We start from the raw sequence: 17,987 nt of genomic DNA, 5'->3' as shown, positions 1-17,987 counted from the left end.
AGTTGCATTACCGGCCGTTACTTCCGGTTGGCGAGCGCCTGCCACGTATCGATGATCGTGTCCGGGTTCAGCGAGATCGACACGATGCCTTCGTCGGCCAGCCATTGCGCGAAGTCCGGGTGATCGGACGGGCCCTGGCCGCAGATGCCGACGTACTTGCCCATCTTGCGGCAGGTGTCGATCGCGCGCTTGAGCAGGAACTTGACGGCCGGGTCGCGTTCGTCGAAGTCGACGGCCAGCAGTTCCATGCCCGAGTCGCGGTCGAGGCCGAGCGTGAGCTGCGTGAGGTCGTTCGAACCGATCGAGAAACCGTCGAAGTGCTCGAGGAACTCTTCGGCCAGGATCGCGTTGGTCGGAACTTCACACATCATCACGAGGCGCAGGCCGTTCTCGCCGCGCTTCAGGCCGAACTTCTCGAGCAGGCCGACGACACGCGCCGCCTGCTTCACGGTCCGCACGAACGGCACCATGATCTCGACGTTGGTCAGGCCCATCTCGTCGCGCACGCGCTTCAGTGCGCGGCATTCCATCTCGAACGCCTGCGCGAAGTCTTCGGCGATGTAGCGCGACGCGCCGCGGAAGCCCAGCATCGGGTTTTCCTCGTCCGGCTCGTAGCGCGAACCGCCGATCAGCTTCTTGTACTCGTTCGACTTGAAGTCGGACAGGCGCACGATCACGGGCTTCGGATAGAACGCCGCGGCGATCGTCGCGACGCCTTCCGTCAGCTTGTCGACGTAGAACTGGCGCGGCGACGCGTGGCCGCGCGCGACGCTCTCGACCGCCTTCTTCAGGTCCTGGTCGATGTTCGGGTACTCGAGGATCGCCTTCGGGTGCACGCCGATGTTGTTGTTGATGATGAACTCGAGACGCGCGAGGCCAACACCGCCGTTCGGCAGTTGCGAGAAGTCGAACGCGAGCTGCGGGTTGCCGACGTTCATCATGATCTTGACCGGGATTTCCGGCAGCTCGCCGCGCTGCACTTCCGTGACTTCCGTCTCGAGCAGCCCGTCGTAGATCTTGCCTTCGTCGCCTTCCGCGCACGACACGGTGACGAGCGCGCCGTCCTTCAGCACGTCGGTCGCGTCGCCGCAGCCGACGACTGCCGGCACGCCGAGCTCACGCGCGATGATCGCCGCGTGGCAGGTCCGGCCGCCACGGTTCGTGACGATCGCCGCCGCACGCTTCATCACCGGCTCCCAGTTCGGGTCGGTCATGTCCGCCACCAGCACGTCGCCCGGCTGCACGCGTTCCATTTCCGACGGATCCTGGATCACGCGCACGGGGCCCGCGCCGATCTTCTGGCCGATCGCACGGCCCGTCGCCAGCACCTGCGACTGGCCCTTCAGCTTGAAGCGCTGCTCGGCCTTGCCGTTCGCCTGGCTCTTCACCGTTTCCGGACGTGCCTGCAGGATGAAGATCTTGCCGTCGCGGCCGTCCTTGCCCCACTCGATGTCCATCGGACGCTGGTAGTGCTTCTCGATGATGACCGCGTACTTCGCGAGCTCGATCACGTCTTCGTCGGTGATCGAGTAGCGGTTGCGCTGCTCGTGCGGCACGTCGACCGTCTTCACGCGGCCCGGCTCGCCCGGCTGCGTGAATTCCATCTTGATCAGCTTCGAGCCGATCGAGCGGCGGATGATCGGGTACTTGTCCTGTGCGAGCGTCGTCTTGAACACGTAGAACTCGTCCGGGTTCACGGCGCCCTGCACGACGGTTTCGCCCAGGCCGTAGCTCGACGTGATGAACACGGCGTCCTTGAAGCCCGATTCGGTGTCGATCGTGAACATCACGCCGGCCGCGCCGACGTCCGAGCGGACCATGCGCTGCACGCCGGCCGACAGCGCGACCTCGGCGTGCGTGAAGCCCTTGTGCACGCGGTACGAGATCGCGCGGTCGTTGTACAGCGACGCGAACACGTGCTTCATGCGGTCGAGCACGTCGTCGATGCCGACGACGTTCAGATACGACTCCTGCTGGCCGGCGAACGAAGCATCGGGCAAGTCTTCCGCGGTCGCGGACGAGCGCACGGCGAACGACAGTTCGCCCGGCGAGCCGTTCTTCAGGATTTCGAACTGTGCACGGATTTCCTCCTCGAGACGTGCCTGCATCGGCGCGTCGACGATCCACTTGCGGATTTCGGCACCGGCTTCGGCGAGCGCCTTCACGTCGTCGATGTCGAGCGACTCGAGACGCTTGGCGATGCGATCGGTCAGATCGTTGTGCTTGAGGAAATCGCGGAAAGCGAGCGCGGTCGTGGCGAAACCGGTGGGTACGCGAACGCCTGCTTCGGAAAGCTGGCTGATCATCTCGCCGAGCGACGCATTCTTGCCGCCCACGATCTCCACATCGGTCATCCGCAACTGCTCGAACGGGATTACATACGCCTGGTCCTTTGCGACGTTTGCTGCGTTAGTCATACAAGCCCCTAAGTGTGAAAAAAATGCTCGATTGCGCAAGTGGGCTCGGACGCGGGCGCTTGCAAAAAGGCGCGGCGCGTCTTGCGCAACCTGTTGGAAAAACAATCGCAGCGGCGGAAAATCTTCCGACCCGACTTGCAAAAATCCCGGCAGAAGGGCGATATACTCAGACGAATCGCCGAACTTGCCGGGAATTTTCGATCGAACGGCCAAACCCGGGATGCCGTCCGCACCCCTGCCCCCGCAATTGCTTATCCAACAGGTTGCCGCTATTCTACCGTGCCGGCTGCCGGATGTGGCGCGACCTTGTCACTGCGTCTGGAGGCGAACCTCCAGCCGCCCGCGCAACCGCCCTTCACGCTCGACGCCCAGATTCATGCTGCCTACCGTTTTCATCGTCTCCGACGGCACCGGGATCACTGCCGAAACCTTCGCGCACTCGATCCTCTCCCAGTTCGACCAGAAGTTCCGCCTCGTGCGCCTGCCGTTCGTCGACTCGCTCGACAAGGCCTTTGCGACCGTCGAGAAAATCAACGAGGCCGCCGTGCACGACGGCCGCCGCGCGATCGTGTTCACGACGCTCGTCGACAGCGAGTCGAACGACATCGTCAAGCGCTCGAACGCGCTCGTGCTGGACATGTTCCAGCGCTTCGTCGAGCCGCTCGAGCAGGAACTGGAGCTGAAGTCGAGCCACGCGATGGGCCGCGGCCACCAGAACGCCGATACCGAGGAATACAAGACGCGGATCGAGGCGATCAACTTCTCGCTCGCGCACGACGACGGCCAGTCGAACCGCAACCTGTCGGAAGCCGACGTGATCCTGGTTGGCGTGTCGCGCAGCGGCAAGACGCCGACGAGCCTGTATCTCGCGATGCAGTACGGCGTGAAGGCGGCCAACTATCCGCTGATTCCGGAAGACTTCGAGCGCGGCAAGCTGCCGTCGGCGCTGTCGCCGCATCGCGACAAGCTGTTCGGGCTGTCGATCGACCCGCAGCGCCTGTCGGAGATCCGCAACGAGCGCCGCCCGGGCAGCAAGTACGCGGCGCCGGAGAACTGCCGCTACGAGATCAACGAGGCCGAGGCGATGATGCGCCGCGAAGGGATCAAGTGGCTGTCGTCGACGCACAAGTCGATCGAGGAAATCGCGACGACGATCCTGCAGGAAATCCGACTCGACCGGCAGTCGTACTGACGATTTGCCCGCCGGGCCGGCCGCCAGGCCGCCGCCAGAAGCAAAAAGGCCGCGTCGAACGCGGCCTTTTTTCATGGTGCGGGATACGACGCGCGGTCGACGCCGTGCGTCACGTAGTCTGTCACGCGCGTCGCTGCTGCCGCACCTGCTCGAACAGGCACACCGCCGCCGCCGCCGCGACGTTCAGCGACTCCATGCCACCCGGCTGCGGGATCGTCACGCGATGCGTGGCCGCGTCGCGCCAGAACGCCGACACGCCGGCGCCCTCGTTGCCGAACACCCATGCGACGGGCCCGGCCAGGTCGCAGTCGTAGATCGCCTGCGCGCCGTGCGAATCGGTCAGCGCGACCGGCACGTCGAGGCGTTCGGCGAGCGTGGCGGCGTCAACGTCCTCGTGAATCGACAGCAGGAAATGCGCACCCATCCCCGAACGCAGCACCTTCGACGACCACGCATAGGCGGTGCCCGGCGCGCAGAACACGTGCCGCACGCCGGCCGCCGCCGCGCTGCGCAGGATCGAGCCGACGTTGCCGGCGTCCTGCACGCCGTCGAGCACGACCGACGTATGCGTGACGCGCTCGGGCAGCGGCTGCGCCGGACGGTCGACGAGCAGCAGGAAACCGACGCCGCTGACTACGTTCGACAGTTGCCCGAACAGCGCGTCGGGCAGCGTGACGACCCGCTGCGAATCGACGCGCGCGATGATCGCCTGCGCTTCGGCATGCGCGAGCGCGCCTTCGGTCGCGACGCACAGCTCGGGCACCGCACCCGTATCGAGATACGCGCTGGCGAGATGGAAACCTTCGAGCAGCGCCTGGCCGCCGCGGCGCTGCTGGGACGTCGAGCCCGCGAGCGCCTTCAGGCGCTTGTACAGCGGGTTGTCGCGGGAAGTAATGCTTTTCATCAAAGGGCCTGTTCCCGCTAATAACGGGCTTGCGAACGTGCCTTGCCGGTCGCAGTGCAAGAAGCAAGGAGCGCCGTTTGGCCGAGCCAAACAAGTGACGCGCGACGCCGCAATGCGGCCGGCAAGACACGTTCCCGAAACTAAAAAATCCCTTTCCAGGGGCTGGTCGCCAGAAGGGCCGATCGCGGCGTCATGCTCCTTGCGAATACGCCAGGTATTCGCCGCGGCCCATTCCTTGCGCTCGGCCCTTCTGGCGGCCAGCGCAAGCCCGTTATTAGCGGGAACAGGCCCTCAGGTCGAGCGCCGCGCGCACGGGGGCAAACGAGCGCCGATGCGCTTCGCATGGGCCGTGCTCGCGCAGCGCGGCAAGATGTTTCGCGGTGCCGTAGCCCGCGTGCACGTTGAAGCCGTACACCGGGAAGCGTTCATGCAGGTCGACCAGCATGCGGTCGCGCGTGACCTTCGCGAGAATCGACGCGGCCGAGATGCTCGGCACGAGCGCGTCGCCGCTGACGATCGCCTCGGCACGCACCATCAGTTTCGGACAGCGGTTGCCGTCGATCTGCGCCAGCGTCGGCAGCACCGACAGGCCTTCGACGGCCCGCTTCATCGCGAGCATCGTCGCGTGCAGGATGTTGAGCGTGTCGATCTCGTCGACGCTCGCCGACGCGACGCAATACGCGCGCGAACGCGCGACGATCAGGTCGTACAGCGCATCGCGCTTTTTCGCGGACAGCGCCTTCGAATCGTCGAGCCCGTCGATCGGCTGCGCGGGATCGAGGATCACCGCGGCTGCCACGACCGGCCCCGCGAGCGGGCCGCGGCCCGCTTCGTCGACGCCGCAGACGATCTCGTCGGGCCGGCTGAAGTCGAAACCGTCCTGCACGTCGGTCGACGCGCGGCGGCGTGGTGCACGGGCTGCCGTCATGCGCGCCCCTTGCGTTGCTCGAGTACGCGCACGACCGCTTCGGCGGCCTTCGCGGCCGTGTTCTGCCGCAGCGAAAGATGCATTTCGGTAAAGACTTCGGTCAGCGTGCGGCGGTTCGCGTCGTCGCGCAGTTGCGTGAGCGTCGCATCGGCGAGCGCCTCGGGCGTCGCGAAATGCTGCAGCAGCTCGGGCACGACGAAGCGCCCCGCCAGGATGTTCGGCAAGCCGACGTACGGCAGATAGCCCTGCCGGCGCATGATCTGCCCGGTCAGCCAGGGCACCTTGTACGAGATCACCATCGGCTTCTTCAGCAGCGCGGCTTCCAGCGTGACGGTGCCGCTCTTCACGAGGATCGCGTCGGCGGCCGTCATCGCGACCTGCGAGCGGCCGTCGGTGATCGTCAGCGCCAGTTGCGGATGCGCTTCGACGAGCGGCCGCAGCAGTTCGCGCAGCGCAGGCGTCGCCGCCGGCATCACGAACCGCACGCCGGGCTCGCGCTGCTGCATCAGCGCCATCGCCGCGAAGAACGTTGGGCCGATCAGTCCGATCTCCGAGCGCCGGCTGCCCGGCAGCACCGCGATCACCGGGCCGTCTGCCGGCAGGCCGAGCGCGATGCGCGCGCCGTGCGTGTCGGGCTCGAGCGGAATCTCGTCGGCCAGCGGATGGCCGACATACGTCGACGCGACGCCCGCCTTGTCGAGGATCGCCGGTTCGAACGGGAACAGGCACAGCATGTGGTCGACGGACTTCGCGATCTTCTTGATCCGCCCGCCGCGCCACGCCCAGATCGACGGGCACACGAAGTGGATCGACGGGATGCCCGCGTCGCGCGCGGCCTGCTCCACGTTGAAATTGAAATCGGGCGCGTCGACGCCGATGAACGCGTCGGGCCGCTCCGCGAGCAGCTGCCGCTTCAACTCGCCGCGAATCCGCAGGATCTCGGGGATCTGGCCCAGCGCCTCGACGTAGCCGCGCACCGTCAGCTTGTCCATCTGCCAGTGCGAGTCGAAGCCGTGCGCGAGCATCCGCTGCCCGCCGATCCCGTAATACCGGGTCGACGCGGGCAACCGCTCTTGAAGCCCGCCGAGCAGCGACGCCGCGAGCAGATCGCCCGACGGCTCGCCGGCCACCATCGCGAGCCGGAGCTGATTGGTCGGGAGCGACATCGCTTAGCGGATGATGCCGCGTTGGGACGCGTCGATGAACTCGACGAGCGCGGTAACCGCCGCGTCGCCTTCACCGCCCGCGGCCGCCAGCTCGCGCAACTGCACCTTCGCTTCCTCGAGCGACAGGCCGTTCTTGTACAGCAGGCGGTACGCGCTGCGCAGCGCCGAGATCGCGTCGGGTGAAAAACCGCGCCGGCGCATGCCTTCGACGTTGATGCCGTGCGGCTCGGCCTTGTTGCCGGCCGCGATCACGAACGGCGGCACGTCCTGCACGAGCGCCGAGGCGCCGCCCAGCATCGAGTGCGCGCCGATGCGCACGAACTGGTGCACGCCCGACATCCCGCCGACGATCGCCCAGTCGCCGATCTCGACGTGACCGGCCATCTGCGCGTTGCTCGACAGGACCACGTTGTTGCCGATACGGCAGTCATGACCGATGTGCACATAGGCCATGATCCAGTTGTCGTCGCCGAGCGTCGTCACGCCGACATCCTGCACGGTGCCGGTGTGGATCGTCGTGAATTCGCGGATCGTATTGCGGTTGCCGATCACGAGCCGGGTCGGCTCGTCCTTGTACTTCATGTCCTGCGGACGACCGCCGACCGACGCGTAATGGCCGATGCGGTTGTCCTCGCCGAGCGTCGTGTGACCTTCGATCACGCTGTGCGAGCCGATCGTCGTACGCGCGCCGATCGTGACGTGCGGCCCGACGATCGCGTACGGCCCGATCTCGACGGACTCGTCGATCTGCGCGCCCGGTTCGACGATCGCGGTAGGATGAATCCTGGTCATGCGCCGTTGCCTCTCGATGTGATGTGTCGCGTTGCTCGCGTTACGTTACCCATGCGTGCCGCGTCGCTCAGGGCGCCGCGTCGGCCGTCTTGACCGTGCACATCAGTTCGGCTTCCGCCGCCACCTTGCCGTCCACTTCCGCCACCGCCTTGAACTTCCAGATGCCGCGGATGTAGCGTTCGAACGTCACGTTCAGAATCAGCTGGTCGCCCGGTTCGACCACGCGCTTGAAGCGCGCGCCGTCGATCCCGACGAAGTAGTACAGCGTGTTTTCCGGATCCTTCGGCTGCTCTTCCGCGAACGTCAGCAGCGCGGCCGCCTGAGCGAGCGCCTCGAGGATCAGCACGCCCGGCATCACCGGCCGCTTCGGGAAGTGCCCCTGGAAGAACGGCTCGTTGATCGACACGTTCTTCAGCGCTTTGATTCCCTTGTGGGGCTCGAGTTCGAGCACGCGATCGACGAGCAGAATCGGGTAGCGATGCGGCAGCAGCGTGAGGATCTTGTGGATGTCGAGATTGATTTTTTCAGTGCTCATGATGGTTCGTCTCACGCAAAGGCTGCGCGGTGGTGATGCAAAGGCTGAAGCGGGCCGCCGCGCGGCCCAGTCTGGCGAACCGGGCCGGATGCGCTGGCCGTGCCCGGTTCGTGGTCTCGCATGGTGTCGGTCAGGCGTCCGTGCCGCCCTGGGCGGCCAGCGCGGTTTCGAGCGCCTTGATGCGGTCGCGCAGCTTGTCGAGGTTGCGCACGAGCGCGGCGCTCCGGTTCCATTCGCCGTGGTCGACGGCCGGGAACGCACTCGTGTAGATGCCGGCCTTCGGCAGCGACTTCGACACGCCCGACTTCGCGGTGATGATGACATAGTCGCCGAGCGTCACGTGGCCGGCGATGCCCGCCGCGCCGCCGATCATGCAGTGGCGGCCGATCGTCGTGCTGCCCGCGATGCCCGCGCTGCCGGCGATCACCGTATAGGCGCCGATCCGGCAGTTGTGGCCGATCTGGACCTGGTTGTCGATCTTCACGCATTCCTCGATGACGGTGTCCGCCATCGCGCCGCGATCGATCGTCGTGTTCGCGCCGATCTCGACGTCCGGGCCGACCGATACGCCGCCGACCTGCGGAATCTTGACCCAGCTGCCGGTGCGCGTATCGCCGTCGCCGACGAAATCCGGCGCGAAGCCGAACCCGTCGGAGCCGATCACGGCGCCCGAGTGGATGATCGCGCGCGGGCCGATCTTGCAGCCGTGGTACACCGATGCGTTCGGATACAGGTGCGAACCCGCGCCAATGGTCGTGCCGCGCCCGACGAACACGTTCGCGTCGAGCTGCACGCCGTCCTCGATCACCGCGCCGGCTTCGACCGTCACGTGCGGACCGATCACCGCGCTCGCGGCGACCTGCGCGGCCGGATCGATCGTCGCGCTCGGATGGACACCGGCCGCGCGCGGCGGCGTGGCGAGATCGATGAACATCTGCGCGACGCGCGCGAAATACGCGTACGGATTCGGCGTCACGATGAAGTTGCGGGGGCCGGCCATCCGGCCACTAGCGGCCGCGCCCAGCTTTTCGAGATCCTTCGGCGCGATCAGCACCGCGCCGGCGCGGGTCGTCTCGACCTGCGACAGGTACTTCGGATTCGCGAGAAACGCGAGTTGCTGGGGGCCTGCCTGGTCGAGCGGCGCGAGGCCGCTCACCTTGCACTGGGCGTCGCCGGCGATCTCGCCGCCGAACCGCTTTACGAGTGCCTCGAGCGTCAATGCCATTCGTCGTCTGCTCCGTTCAGTTCGTCGAGCCGGACGCGAGCGCCTTGAGCACCTTGTCGGTGATGTCGATGCGCGGGCTGACGTACACGGCTTCCTGCACGATCAGGTCGTAATTCTGCTGCTCGGCGATCTGCTTGATGACCTTGTTCGCACGCTCCAGCACTGCCGCGAGCTCCTCGTTGCGGCGCTGGTTCAGGTCTTCGCGAAACTCGCGCTGCTTGCGCTGGAAGTCGGTATCGAGCTGCGCGAGATCGCGCTGCTTCTGCGCGCGGTCGGCCGCCGACAGCGACGCACCGTTCTTGTCCAGCGAATCGGACATCGACTTCAGGCGCGCCGCGAGGTCCTGCAGATCCTTGTCGCGCTTCGCGAACTCGGCTTCGAGCTTCGTCTGCGCCACCTTGGCAGGCGCCGACTCGCGCAGGATCCGATCCGAATTGACCGCCGCGATGCGGGCGACGTCCTGAGCATGTGCCGTCGCCGCGCCCAAGGCCAGCGCAACGGTCAGCGCACACATCACTCGTTTCGAAAACTTACCGGTTAGCAAAATTACCCTCTCGTTGCTGTTGTCATGCGTTCGGTCAGAACGCCGTCCCGATCTGGAACTGGAATTTCTGGTACTGGTCGCCTTCATGCTTCTGCAGCGGGAAGCCGAGGCTCAGCTTCAGCGGGCCGATCGGCGAGATCCACGCGAGACCCACACCGTAGCCGTAACGCAGGCCGTTCGCGCCGGTACTCGTGCCGCCCGGCGCGTTGCCCCATACGTTACCGCCGTCGAGGAAGGTGAACACGCGCAGCGTGCGGTCGTAACCGGTGCCCGGCAGCGGGAACGTCAGCTCGATGTTGCCGACCAACATCTTCGAACCGCCGATCGGGTCGTTCGTCTTCGTGTCGCGCGGGCCCAGCGAGCTCGGCTCGTAGCCACGCACGGAGCCGATACCGCCCGCGTAGTAGTTCTTGAAGATCGGGTACGGGTTGCCGATGCCGTTACCGTAGCCGCCTTGCAGGTTCAGGCCCAGGATGAAGCCGCGCGAGAACGAATAGTAGTACTGCGCCTGCAGGTCGGCCTTGTAGTACTGGATCTTGCCGACCGGCACGCCGTATTCGACGTTCGCCTGTGTGAAGTAGCCGCGGCTCGGGATCAGCGCGCTGTCACGCGCGTCGCGCGACCACGCGACGGTCAGCGGCACCGTGTTCGACACGCGGCCGAACTCGTTCACGTAATCCTGGTAGCTCTGCGGCGTGTTCGAGTCGACGTCGAGACGGTTCTGCTCGAAGCCCGCGCCGAAGTAGACGGTGTCGACTTCCGAGAACGGAATGCCGAATTTCAGGTTGCCGCCCGCGCTGATGATCCGGAAGCTCGAGCTCGTCGAATAGTAGAGCGGCTGGTACGTGCGGTAGTAGACGTCCGTGATCCGCTTGATGCCGTCGACCGTGAAGTACGGGTCGACCTGCGTGACGGTCAGCGTGCGGTAGCTCTTCGCGGTGTTGACGTTCACCGACAGGCTCGTGCCCGAGCCGAACACGTTGTCCTGCGACACGCCGGCCGACAGCACCACCTTGTCCGTCGACGAGAAGCCCGCGCCCAGCGTGATCGCGCCGGTCGGCTTTTCGTCGACCTTCACGTTCACGTCGACCTGGTCGTTCGTGCCCTCGACCGGCACCGTCGTCACGTCGACGTTGGTGAAGTAGCCGAGACGGTTCACGCGGTCCTTCGACAGCGCGAGGCGGTTCGAATCGAACCACGAGCTTTCGAGCTGGCGCATTTCGCGGCGCACGACTTCGTCGCGCGTACGCGTGTTGCCGACCACGTTGATGCGGCGCACGTACACACGGCGGCTCGGATCGACGACGAGGTTCAGGTTCACCTTGTGGTTCGCCTGGTCGATGTCCGGCTGCGCGTTGACGGTCGCGAATGCGTAGCCGTATTCGCCGAGCTTGTCGACGATCGACTTGGTCGTTTGCTGCAGCTTTTCGGCCGAGAAGCGATCGCCCGGCTTGATCTTGATCAGCTTGTTCAGTTCGGCTTCGCGATCGAGCAGATTGCCCGACAGCTTGATGCCCGACACCGTGTACGGCTCGCCTTCGTGCAGCGTGACCGTCAGGTACATGTCCTTCTTGTCCGGCGAGATCGACACCTGGGTCGACTCGATGTTGAACTCGAGGTAGCCGCGGTTCAGGTAGTACGAGCGCACGGCCTCGAGGTCGCCCGTCAGCTTTTCCTTCGAGTACAGGTCGTTCTTCGTGTACCAGGAGAACCAGTTCGGCGTCGACAGCTGCATCTCGTCGCGCAGCGTGCTGGTGCTGAACGCCTTGTTGCCGATGAAGTTGATCTGGCGGATCTTCGCGCTCGGGCCTTCGGCGACCGCGAACAGGATCGACACGCGGTTCGCGTCGACCGGCGTGATCGTCGTCTTGACCTCGGCCGCGTAGAAGCCGCGCGTCAGGTACTGGCGCTTGAGCTCCTGCTCCGCCTTGTCGACGAGCGCCTTGTCGTAGTAGCGGCCGTCGGCCAGACCGACCGCGCGCAGCGCCTTCGTCAGGTTGTCCTTGTCGAATTCCTTCGTGCCGGTGAAGTCGATCGACGCGATGGCCGGACGCTCCTGCACCTGCACGATCACGACGTTGCCCTGGGTGGCGATGCGCACGTCGTTGAAGAAGCCCGTCGCGTACAGCGCGCGGATTGCTTCGGATGCCTTGTCGTCGGTGAAGGTATCGCCCTGCTTGATCGGCAGGTAGGCGAACACCGAACCCGCTTCGACGCGCTGCAACCCCTCGATCTTGATGTCTTGCACCACGAACGGTGCCGCTGCATGCGCCGCGAGGCCGTGCGCGGCGAGCGCGGCCGCTGCAACTGTCTTAGGTACAAAGCGATGAGGTTTGAACAACGTGCATCCCCAATATTTAGCTGCATCAAATCAGGCGGCGGCCGACTGGCCGCCGCCTGACGCTTCAGAAATGGATTAACCGAGCCAGGTCGTTGAACAGCGCGATCGCCGACAATGCGACGATGCAGATCAACCCGGCTCTTTGCAGAATCAGCTGCCAGCGCTCCGAGACGGCTTTCCCGGTCGCGGCTTCAACCAGATAATATAACAGATGCCCCCCGTCCAAAACGGGAATCGGCAGCAAGTTCAGCACCCCGAGGCTAATGCTGACAAGGGCGAGGAACGACAGGAAGGCCGACGGACCAAGCCGCGCGCTCTTGCCCGCATAGTCGGCGATCGTCACCGGGCCGGACAGGTTCTTCAGCGACGCGTTGCCCGTGATCATCCGCCCGAACATCCTCAGCGAATACACGGCGATGTCCCATGTGCGGTGCGCACCGAGCTGCAGGCTCTCGATCGGCCCGTAGCGCACGTCGACCGACGGCGTATGCATCGACAGCGCCGCACCGATACGGCCGACCTGCTGCCCCGTTTCGTCGTCGCGCTGCGCCTGCGGCACGATCGACACCGTCTGCGTGGCGCCACCGCGCTCGACCCGCAGATCAAGCGCCTGGCCTGCGTGGTGCTTCACCGCGTCGATGAAGCGCGATGCGCCGCCGATGGGCTTGCCGTCGAGCGCGAGCAGCTTGTCGCCGGCCTTCAGGCCGGCCTGCTCGGCCGCGCTGCCGGGTTGCACCGACGCCACCGACAGCGTGCCGCCGCCGGTCTCGAAGCCCAGGCGCGTCATGAAATCGTCGTCGAGCTCGCTTTCGGGCACGTTGCGCAGGTCGACGCGGAAGTCGAACGTCGACGCGCCGCCGTCGCGCGCGCCGAGCACGACCTCGCGATGATCGAACGCGGCGGACAGCAGCTTCCAGCGCAGGTCCGACCACGAGCGCACCGGCACGGCCTCGCCGCCCTCGGCATCGCCTGCGCGTACGTCGCGGATCGATACGATCGTCTCGCTGCCGTCGAAGCCCGCGCGCGCCGCCACCGTGCCGGCGGCGGGCGGCGCGAGCACCGCGACCGGTTCGGTCACGCCGGTTGCGAATACGGCGGAAAACAGGACGATTGCCAACAGGAAGTTCGCGATCGGGCCGGCGGCGACGATCGCGATGCGCTTGAACACCGATTGCCGGTTGAACGCCTGGCCGAGCTCCTCGGGCTTCACGCCCGGCCCCGGCTCGCGCTCGTCGAGCATCTTCACGTAACCGCCGAGCGGCAGCGCGGAGAGCGTCCATTCGGTGCCGGTCCTGCGGCTGACCCAGCGTGCGACGGGCTGGCCGAAGCCGATCGAGAAACGCAGCACCTTCACGCCGCACCAGCGCGCGACGCGATAATGTCCGTACTCATGCACGACGACCAGCACCCCGATCGCCACCGCAAACGCGACCAGTTCGACCAGCACGTTCATGAGCACCTCATTCAGACAATGCGCTCCACGCGTGGCGCAGGCGCTTTCGCAATGATCTCGGCGGCGAGGCGGCGTGCCTCGGCGTCCGCCGCAAGGACGTCGTCGAGCCCGTTCGGGTTGCGGTTCGGCAGTGCGTTGAGCACCGCATCGACCGTCGCCGCGATCGCCATGAAGCCGATCCGGCGCTCGAGAAACGCTTCGACCGCGATTTCGTTCGCCGCGTTCAACGCCGCACTCGCGATGCCGCCCTCTTCAAGCGCCTTCAGCGCGAGCGCGAGGCACGGGAAACGCGTGTAATCGGGTTTCTCGAACGACAGCTGCGCGATCTGCGCGAGGTCGAGCGGGTCGACACCCGCGTCGACGCGCTCCGGGAACGCCAGCGCGTGCGCGATCGGCGTGCGCATGTCCGGGTTGCCGAGCTGCGCGAGCACCGAGCCATCGCGATACGACACGAGCGAATGAATCACGCTCTGCGGGTGGATCAGCACATCGATCCGGTCGCCGGCCAAGCCGAAGATCCAGTGCGCCTCGATCACCTCGAGGCCCTTGTTCATCATCGTCGCGGAATCGACGGAAATCTTGCGGCCCATCACCCAGTTCGGGTGCTTGCAGGCCTCGTCCGGCGTCACGTCGACGAGCGTGGCCGGCTCGCGCGTGCGGAACGGGCCGCCCGACGCGGTCAGGATGATCTTCGAGATCCCGCCGTGCTCGTTCGCGTCGCGCGGCATGCACTGGAAGATCGCGTTGTGTTCGCTGTCGACCGGCAGCAGGATCGCGCCATGGTCGCGCACGGCGTCCATGAAGATCGCGCCCGACATCACGAGCGATTCCTTGTTCGCGAGCAGGATGCGCTTGCCGGCGCGCGCGGCCGCGAGGCTCGGCGCGAGGCCGGCCGCGCCGACGATCGCCGCGACGACCGTGTCGCAGCCGTCGCTCTTCGACACGTCGACGAGCGCCTGCGGCCCGTACAGCACCGTGGTCTTGCTGCCCGCCGCGCGCAGCTTGGCCTCGACGTGTGCAGCCGTGTTCGCATCGCCGACCACCGCGACTTCGGGTGCGAAGCGCAGGCACTGCTCGACGAGCTTGTCGCCGTTGCGGTGCGCGGTCAACGCGTAGACCGAGAAACGCTCGGGATGGCGGGCGACCACGTCGAGCGTGCTGTCTCCGATCGAGCCCGTGGAACCGAGCAGTGTCAGACGTTTTTGCATAACAGAAATAGTGGTTTAACCAAGCAGCAGCATTGCGAGCGGCAGCACGGGCAGCAGCGCGTCGACGCGGTCGAGCACGCCACCGTGACCGGGCAGCAGGCCGCTGGAATCCTTCACGCCCGCCTGACGCTTGAGCAGCGACTCGAACAGGTCGCCGATCACGCTGTAGGCCACCAGCAGCGTCAGCGCGGCCCACGCGCCGGGCATCCCGTAGCGGGTCGCGAATGCGGAAAACAGGGTCGGCTCGAACCAGTGCGCGGCCATCGCGACACCCGCGACCGCCATCACCGCGAGCCAGCCGCCGATCGCGCCTTCCCAGCTCTTGCCGGGGCTGATCGTAATGGCCAGTTTACGCTTTCCGAAGGCCTTGCCCGCGAAGTATGCGCCGATATCGGCCAGCCAGACGACCAGAAGCAGCGACAGCACGAACGGAACACCCTGCGCACGCGCCGCGACGACCGCGTGCCAGCAGGCCGCGAACACCACCAGCCCGGCCGCGAGCAGGAACGGCCGCCATACGCCGCCCGCGAGTTCCGGCTTGCGCTGCAGCGAAAACGGGCCGACCAGCAGCCAGAACACGCCGGCCGCCATGAAAAGGGGGCGGGATGAAGTTGCGTCGATGCCGAGCGGCGCGGTCGCCGCGAGCGCCAGCGCTGCGACGATTGCATAGACGACGGAGCCGGCCGTGCCGAGCTTCAGCAGGCGCGCCCATTCCCATGCGGCGAACACGAGCACGACGCCGATCAGCGCGCCGAAGCCGCCAAGCGGCGCGAACAGCGTCACCGGCAGCAACACTGCCAGCATCGCGACCGCCGTGATCACACGGGTCTTCAGCATGAAAGGGAATCGACGTTCTGCGATTGAGGCTCGAGCTGCGCGCTGGTGCGCCCGAAACGGCGCTCGCGCTCGGTATACGATGCGATCGCGTCGGCCAGCGCCGCGCCGTCGAAGTCCGGCCAGTATTTGTCGGTGAAATAGAATTCGGCGTACGCGAGCTGCCACAGCAGGAAATTGCTGACGCGCTGCTCGCCGCCGGTGCGGATGAACAGATCGGGCTCCGGCGCGTAGGCCATCGCCAGGTGCGGCGCGAACGCGTCTTCGGTCACGTCGACCTCGCGGCCCTCGCGCACGGCCTGCTCGACGAGTTTCTTCGTCGCCTGCAGGATGTCCCAGCGGCCGCCGTAGTTCGCGGCGATCGTCAGGGTCAGGCGGGTGTTGCGCGCCGTCTTGGTTTCGGCGCGGCGGATCAGTTCGCGGATGCGCGGCTCGAAGCGCTCGAGATCGCCGATCACCCGCAGGCGGATTCCGTTCGCATGCAGCTTGCCGATCTCGCGCTCGAGCGCGGTGATGAACAGCCGCATCAGGAACGACACTTCGTCGTTCGGCCGGCGCCAGTTTTCCGAACTGAACGCGAACAGCGTCAGGTATTCGACGCCGGCGCGCGCGCAACCTTCGACCACTGCCCGCACGGCATCCACGCCGCGGGTGTGCCCCGCGACGCGCGGCAAGCGGCGTTCGGTCGCCCAACGGCCGTTGCCGTCCATGATGATCGCGATATGACGCGGCACGGCGCCGACGTCAGGCACGCGAACGGTAGAGCTGGTATAGGTCATGGCCGTTGAGACAGTAATGCGGGAAGAAGGCGGCGCGCGAGGACGGTCGTCAGACCGTCATGATCTCGGCTTCCTTGCTCTGCACGAGCTTGTCGACCTCGGCAACGTGCTTGTCCGTCAGCTTCTGCACCTCGTCGCTCGCACGGCGCTCGTCGTCTTCCGAGATTTCCTTGTCCTTCACGAGCTTCTTCAGCGCTTCGTTCGCGTCGCGGCGCAGGTTGCGGATCGCGACCTTGGCCGTTTCGCCTTCGCTCTTGACCACCTTGGTCAGCTCGCGGCGGCGCTCTTCCGTCAGCGCCGGCATCGGCACGCGGATCAGGTCGCCGGCCGTTGCCGGGTTCAGGCCGAGATCGGCTTCGCGGATGGCCTTCTCGACCTTCGCGACCATGTTCTTTTCCCACGGCTGCACGCCGATCGTGCGTGCGTCGACGAGCGTCAGGTTCGCAACCTGCGAGATCGGCACCATCGAGCCGTAGTAGTCGACCTGCACGTGATCGAGCAGACCGGTATGCGCACGGCCCGTGCGGATCTTCGCCAGATCGTTCTTGAACGCTTCGATCGAGCGCTGCATCTTCTGCTCTACGCCCTTCTTGACATCAGCGACACTCATTTCAACCTCCGAACCTTCAAACCTTCAAAGAACGCGGGCCCCGCCCGGCGCGCCACGCGCCGCGGCCGACGACCCACGCCGCTTGCCCGCATCCGCGGGAGTTTACACGTGGACGAGCGTACCTTCGTCCTCGCCCAGCACGATACGCTTGAGCGCGCCCGGCTTGTTGATCGAAAACACGCGAATCGGCAGCTTCTGGTCGCGGCACAGCGCGAAGGCCGTCGCGTCCATCACCTGCAGATTGCGGCTGATCGCCTCGTCGAAGCTGATCGTCGTGTAGCGCGTGGCCGACGGATCCTTCTTCGGATCGGCAGAATATACGCCATCGACCTTGGTCGCCTTCAGCACGACCTCGGCGCCCACTTCCGAACCGCGCAGCGCGGCGGCCGTGTCCGTCGTGAAGAACGGGTTGCCCGTGCCGGCCGCGAAGATCACGACCTTGCCTTCCTCGAGCTGGCGGATCGCGCGGGGCCGGATGTACGGCTCGACGACCTGGTCCATGCGCAGCGCGGACTGCACGCGCGCGACGATGCCGGCGTGGCGCATCGCATCCTGCAGCGCCAGCGCGTTCATCATCGTCGCCAGCATCCCCATGTAGTCGGCCGTCGCGCGGTCCATGCCGGCCGCACCGCCCGCGACACCGCGGAAAATGTTACCGCCGCCGATCACGACCGCGAGCTGCGTACCGAGACGCACGACTTCGGCGATATCGGCCACCATCCGTTCGATCGTCGCGCGATTGATGCCGAAGGCATCGTCGCCCATCAGCGCTTCGCCGGAGAGTTTGAGGAGGACGCGTTTATAGGCATTGGACATAGGGGCTTCCGAGCGACGAGAGGATGACAACCACGAACTGTAGGGGCGAAATACTGATTCGGGCAAGCGCCGACGGTCGGACCGGGTTTCCCGGCCGGCCGGCGGCGCCGCCGGGCGCCGGGGGGGGGGCCCCCCCCGCGGGGGATGGCGGGCGGGGTTAGGGGTTATGAAGGTTTTGGGGGGGGACATTGGGGGGCACAAAGGGGCGGGAGGGGGGCAGGGGGGTGGCTCTGCCGTGGGCGC

At 66.2% G+C, this 17,987-nt stretch carries 16 protein-coding genes; 1 reads left to right on the top strand and 15 read right to left on the bottom strand.

The features are described 5' to 3' along the window. Positions 1–17 precede the first annotated feature (17 nt). Entirely contained in the window at positions 18–2,417 is a 2,400-nt protein-coding gene (ppsA, locus tag DIE22_RS20310; protein ID WP_124605977.1) for a phosphoenolpyruvate synthase, read from the bottom strand. Between the two features lie 376 nt (positions 2,418–2,793). Here ppsA and DIE22_RS20300 point away from each other — a divergent pair, with 376 nt between their 5' ends. Then, positions 2,794–3,609 (top strand): pyruvate, water dikinase regulatory protein, encoded by an 816-nt coding sequence (locus DIE22_RS20300; protein WP_059450011.1) that lies wholly within the window; start codon positions 2,794–2,796, stop codon positions 3,607–3,609. A gap of 121 nt (positions 3,610–3,730) precedes the next feature. Here the strand turns inward: DIE22_RS20300 and DIE22_RS20295 are convergent, their stop codons facing one another. From DIE22_RS20295 to pyrH, 14 genes are all read right to left on the bottom strand, one after another. Further along, on the bottom strand, positions 3,731–4,513 hold the full coding sequence (locus DIE22_RS20295; protein ID WP_124605976.1) for a TrmH family RNA methyltransferase: 783 nt from the start codon (positions 4,511–4,513) through the stop codon (positions 3,731–3,733). A gap of 274 nt (positions 4,514–4,787) precedes the next feature. After that, entirely contained in the window at positions 4,788–5,441 is a 654-nt protein-coding gene (gene rnhB / locus DIE22_RS20290; protein ID WP_124605975.1) for a ribonuclease HII, read from the bottom strand. Next, a complete protein-coding gene (gene lpxB, locus DIE22_RS20285) occupies positions 5,438–6,607 on the bottom strand; it encodes a lipid-A-disaccharide synthase (protein ID WP_124500039.1) in 1,170 nt (389 codons plus the stop codon). The genes rnhB and lpxB overlap by 4 nt, the downstream gene beginning before the upstream one ends. A 3-nt stretch (positions 6,608–6,610) precedes the next feature. Beyond that, on the bottom strand, positions 6,611–7,399 hold the full coding sequence (gene lpxA / locus DIE22_RS20280; protein ID WP_124500038.1) for an acyl-ACP--UDP-N-acetylglucosamine O-acyltransferase: 789 nt from the start codon (positions 7,397–7,399) through the stop codon (positions 6,611–6,613). Between the two features lie 67 nt (positions 7,400–7,466). After that, complete coding sequence (gene fabZ, locus DIE22_RS20275; protein ID WP_006495559.1) at positions 7,467–7,934, bottom strand: 3-hydroxyacyl-ACP dehydratase FabZ; 468 nt, start codon at positions 7,932–7,934, stop codon at positions 7,467–7,469. 130 nt (positions 7,935–8,064) lie between these two features. Further along, a complete protein-coding gene (gene lpxD, locus DIE22_RS20270) occupies positions 8,065–9,159 on the bottom strand; it encodes a UDP-3-O-(3-hydroxymyristoyl)glucosamine N-acyltransferase (protein ID WP_124605974.1) in 1,095 nt (364 codons plus the stop codon). A gap of 16 nt (positions 9,160–9,175) precedes the next feature. Then, positions 9,176–9,673, bottom strand: a complete 498-nt coding sequence (locus DIE22_RS20265) for an OmpH family outer membrane protein (RefSeq protein ID WP_185640656.1) — start codon at positions 9,671–9,673, stop codon at positions 9,176–9,178. Between the two features lie 64 nt (positions 9,674–9,737). After that, complete coding sequence (gene bamA / locus DIE22_RS20260) at positions 9,738–12,044, bottom strand: outer membrane protein assembly factor BamA (protein WP_059599928.1); 2,307 nt, start codon at positions 12,042–12,044, stop codon at positions 9,738–9,740. A 64-nt stretch (positions 12,045–12,108) separates the two neighbouring features. After that, positions 12,109–13,497 (bottom strand): RIP metalloprotease RseP, encoded by a 1,389-nt coding sequence (gene rseP, locus DIE22_RS20255; RefSeq protein ID WP_124605973.1) that lies wholly within the window; start codon positions 13,495–13,497, stop codon positions 12,109–12,111. An 11-nt stretch (positions 13,498–13,508) separates the two neighbouring features. Beyond that, positions 13,509–14,705, bottom strand: a complete 1,197-nt coding sequence (locus tag DIE22_RS20250) for a 1-deoxy-D-xylulose-5-phosphate reductoisomerase (protein WP_124500034.1) — start codon at positions 14,703–14,705, stop codon at positions 13,509–13,511. A 15-nt stretch (positions 14,706–14,720) separates the two neighbouring features. After that, entirely contained in the window at positions 14,721–15,542 is an 822-nt protein-coding gene (locus tag DIE22_RS20245) for a phosphatidate cytidylyltransferase (protein WP_124500033.1), read from the bottom strand. Beyond that, positions 15,536–16,318, bottom strand: coding sequence for a polyprenyl diphosphate synthase (gene uppS / locus DIE22_RS20240; RefSeq protein WP_124500032.1), 783 nt, complete (start codon positions 16,316–16,318; stop codon positions 15,536–15,538). Before uppS ends, DIE22_RS20245 begins: the two co-directional genes overlap by 7 nt. A gap of 49 nt (positions 16,319–16,367) precedes the next feature. Next, complete coding sequence (gene frr / locus DIE22_RS20235) at positions 16,368–16,928, bottom strand: ribosome recycling factor (RefSeq protein WP_124500031.1); 561 nt, start codon at positions 16,926–16,928, stop codon at positions 16,368–16,370. Between the two features lie 102 nt (positions 16,929–17,030). Then, entirely contained in the window at positions 17,031–17,744 is a 714-nt protein-coding gene (gene pyrH / locus DIE22_RS20230) for a UMP kinase (RefSeq protein ID WP_124500030.1), read from the bottom strand. Positions 17,745–17,987: the final 243 nt, after the last annotated feature.

This window comes from Burkholderia sp. Bp9142, assembly GCF_003853415.1.
Classification (GTDB): Bacteria; Pseudomonadota; Gammaproteobacteria; order Burkholderiales; family Burkholderiaceae; genus Burkholderia.
The sequence above is the reverse complement of the archived record's forward strand: the minus strand, read 5'-3'. Positions and strand labels throughout refer to the sequence as shown.